This window comes from uncultured Oscillibacter sp. (assembly GCF_947654275.1).
Classification (GTDB): domain Bacteria; phylum Bacillota; class Clostridia; order Oscillospirales; family Oscillospiraceae; genus Oscillibacter.
This window is the reverse complement of the sequence record NZ_CANTJS010000103.1, coordinates 1-3339: the sequence shown is the minus strand read 5'-3', so window position 1 is coordinate 3339 and position 3339 is coordinate 1. Positions and strand designations below refer to the sequence as shown.

4 protein-coding genes and 1 pseudogene are annotated in these 3339 nt (G+C 57.7%); 4 read left to right on the top strand and 1 reads right to left on the bottom strand.

What is annotated here, in order from left to right; translation table 11 throughout:
- Both Q0063_RS14495 and Q0063_RS14490 read left to right on the top strand, forming a co-directional pair.
- A partial coding sequence (locus tag Q0063_RS14495) for a hypothetical protein (protein ID WP_297872664.1) occupies positions 1-560 on the top strand: 560 nt, incomplete at its 5' end.
- Between the two features lie 91 nt (positions 561-651).
- The gene (locus Q0063_RS14490; RefSeq protein ID WP_297872663.1) at positions 652-1047 is read left to right on the top strand and encodes a DUF6329 domain-containing protein; all 396 of its coding nucleotides are present in this window, start codon (positions 652-654) and stop codon (positions 1045-1047) included.
- 314 nt (positions 1048-1361) lie between these two features.
- On the opposite strand, the gene Q0063_RS14485 is transcribed toward Q0063_RS14490, so the two are convergent.
- Positions 1362-2003, bottom strand: a complete 642-nt coding sequence (locus Q0063_RS14485) for a YitT family protein (RefSeq protein ID WP_297872662.1) — start codon at positions 2001-2003, stop codon at positions 1362-1364.
- A gap of 117 nt (positions 2004-2120) precedes the next feature.
- Here Q0063_RS14485 and Q0063_RS14480 point away from each other — a divergent pair, with 117 nt between their 5' ends.
- On the top strand, positions 2121-2894 hold the full coding sequence (locus Q0063_RS14480; RefSeq protein WP_297872661.1) for a phosphoadenosine phosphosulfate reductase family protein: 774 nt from the start codon (positions 2121-2123) through the stop codon (positions 2892-2894).
- A pseudogene (gene mobC, locus Q0063_RS14475) lies at positions 2878-3198 on the top strand (plasmid mobilization relaxosome protein MobC); the annotation flags it as partial. The gene Q0063_RS14480 and the pseudogene mobC, both read left to right, overlap by 17 nt.
- Between the last annotated feature and the right edge of the window lie 141 nt (positions 3199-3339).

Below are 3339 nucleotides of genomic sequence, written 5' to 3'. Positions count from 1 at the left end.
AACCCAGCCCGGACGGACGGCCTCCCGCCCGGCTGACCCTGGGCATTGAGAGCGGAGATGGGCTCAGCGCCGCCGACATTCTCCAGGTGCGCCAGGGACGGAACTGCCTTGTGACTGACTCCACCTGTATGGACCGGCTGCGGGCGGACCCGGCTGTGCGGGAAATCCTGAGCCGGATTTCTCAGGAAATCGGCTTTGATCTGGTGCAGCCTCCCGGCTGTCCGCCCATTCCCTTTGAGGAGTGGGATAACCCATATTTCCCCGCTGTTACGGCTGGCAGCATCGCCGCGCGAATCTATGATCTGGGCAGGCAGTGCATCCCTGAGGACTTTGCGGACGAAGCATCCCGAGAGGGTACGGTTGCCGTTTTTGCCCGGATACTTCAAAAAGGAGGAACCGGCGGCGCCAGGGAGATCGCGCTGGCCGTGTCCGGCATAGCGATGGATGGGGACGAGGCTGTACAGACAGAGGCCAATGCGATCATCCAGGATATTGCCGCATATGGGCTCAAAGAAAAAGCGCCGGAAAAAGAGCGGCGCAAATCATCAAAAGAGCGGTAACGTCAGGGGGCTGGGTGTTATGTACTAGCACCCAGCCCTGTCTGCCAAGGGGGTTATATGTAACACCCTCGCTCTGGAAAAGGAGGATACGATGGCGGCATCCACGATCTATACCCATTTTCATTTCAAGGCCAATCGTCTGCGGGATTTGCAGAACATAACAAAGGACAAGCCCATTCGCGTCGAGGTTGTCAAGGTTGTTGAGCTGACCGAGAAGCAATTCCGGCATTTTTCCACGCATCTGCTGGAGGACATGCCCTTTATTATCGAAAACAGGAACCTGATGCGTGAGGTTGACGGCGTGTATCATTGCCTTTTAGTGTGCGTCAAAAATCATCGGGGCGGCATTTTGGTGGAGAGCGAGGGCTACAATTACGCCCGCTACGCGGCAGACGTACTGGATAAATCGGCTCTGGACCTGCGGGACGTGCCGGTGGACCACTATAATCTACAGCTCCGTCAGCCTCGCTTGGGGCCGGAGCGGTGAGGGTGACCGGGGTCCCCGCCGCAAACCAGCGAAGCGTTTGCGGTGGGGAGAGGAGGGGCAAAGGAATGGAACGCAGTTTTCACCAGCGGTGGAAACGGAGTGGAATGGATTTCGCCCCGACGAGGCGCCTCCTGCGGCCATTCCAATCAGTCCTTCCGCTTGAAAACGGCCCCGCCGGAGGCGGGGCAAGACCCTGCCGCCTCTGGCGGCAGGGCCGCAAGCATAGCGCAAATGTACATTTTGCGCGCTTGCAGGGGACATCCCCTGACCCCTATGCCGCCTGCGGGCGGAGGATTCCTGGTCTCAAGCCTTGTTCATTCAAACCAGCTCTTCACACGTTCGGACACAAACGCAATGGCGGGGCCCAGACAGAAGCCGGTGATCAGCGTTGTCAGACCCACCGTGGACCCCAGAAGGAAGCCCAGGGACAAGATCGAGACGTCCCACAGCATACGGACTGCGCGGGCGCTCAGCCGGTTCGTGTGGGCTGAGATCAATTGGGGGATTGCGTCATAGGGCGCGACGCCCAGGTCCACCACCATATAAAAAGCGGCGGCCACCAGAAACGCGGTCATGCTAACGGCAAACATCAAAATCCTCGCTGTCATGGAGAAACCTTCGGACGGGGTATACAGCCCGATAATCCACATGCAGAAGTCCGCCACATAGCCCACGCCCACCATATTGGCGACGGTGCCCACGCCGATGCGGGAGAGGTCGAACCGGATGACCGGCAGGAACATCAGCAGGTTGAACACCAGCTGACAGGTCCCGAAGGAGACGCCTGTCCGGGCGGAGACTCCCAGGGTAAAGGTAGAGCAGGGGTCCGTGCCGAAGCCGACGGTCTTGAACACCGCCACACAAATTCCAATCACAATGATGCTGACGGTCAGCACCGCCAGCCTGCGCCCCATCCGGGGACGGACGAAATTCGCGGCTATGGTTTCCAGCTTCATAAACGCGCCTCTTTTCATCTGAGAGATAACAACGGCTGAAATTATATCATCGGGATGCTGGGCCGTCAACGCAAAAAGTCCCGGCCTCGGGCCGGAGAAAGGAGGCAGACGCACAGAGTGGCATTTTACGCCAGCGTGAGCTTCGGGAAGGACTCCTTGGCCATGCTGCTGTTATTACTGGAAAAGAAAATGCCATTGGATGAAGTAATCTTTTACAACTCGGGAATGGAATTTCAGACAATCTACGATATCCGGGACCGGATAAAGCCGGTCCTGGCACAGCGGGGCGTCCGGTTCACAGAGGTGAGGCCGGACGCTCCGTTTTTATATAACATGCTGGAGAGGCCGGTGAACTCAAAAAAGAACGGCTTCCACCTGGGCTACGGCTGGTGCGGCGGTCCCTGCCGCTGGGGCACCAAGCTCAAAACTCGCTCTCTGGATGGCGTGGCCCTGGATGCAGAAGTCCACTATGTGGGCATCGCGGCGGACGAGCCGGAGCGGCTGGAACGGCTGGAAGCGCCCAAGTGTTCGCCCTTGGCGGAGGCCGGAATGACGGAGGCGGACTGTCTGGCGTACTGCTATGAGCGGGGCTTTTTCTGGGAGGAAAACGGTATCCGGCTGTATGACATTCTGGACAGGGTTTCCTGCTGGTGCTGCAAGAACAAGAACCGGAAGGAACTGAAGGCCATCTATCAGTTTCTGCCTCAATATTGGGAGCGGCTGAAGGAATTGCAATTGCGGATTCCCATGCCCATGAAGCCCTACAGCCGTCAGGGCGTTCCCTATGGCAATGTGTTTGATCTGGAAAAGGTGTTTGAACAAGAAATTCAGGCAGAAAAATTCGGCAGACTTCCCCAGAGAAAAAGGAGGGGACATGAGCAAAGCAGATAAAAAAGGGCGTCATCACCTTCACATAGAGCTGACCCCGGCGCAGTACCGGCTTCTGACGGAACAGGCCAAAGCCTGCGGCCTCAGTAAGCGGGTCTACCTCGTCCGGCTCATGGAGGGCAATCTCATCCGGGCGAAGCCCTCCCAGGAGATCAAGGACCTGCGCTGGGAAATCCATAAAATCGGCGTAAATATCAATCAGATCGCCCGGAGCGTCAACGCCGGGATTGCCAGGGCCGAGGACGCCAGGCGGGGACTGTTTCTGCTGGATCAGGTCTATGAGCTGATGTACACGGCAGCCCGGAAGGAATCGCTTGTCTCCGGCGGCCGGATGGGATATAATGGTCAAAACGACCACGGGGAGGGATCACAATGACTACCGCAGAAATTGCCCGGAAGATGGTATCGTACTCCAATGGAAACCGGCATGACATCAACCATTTTATGA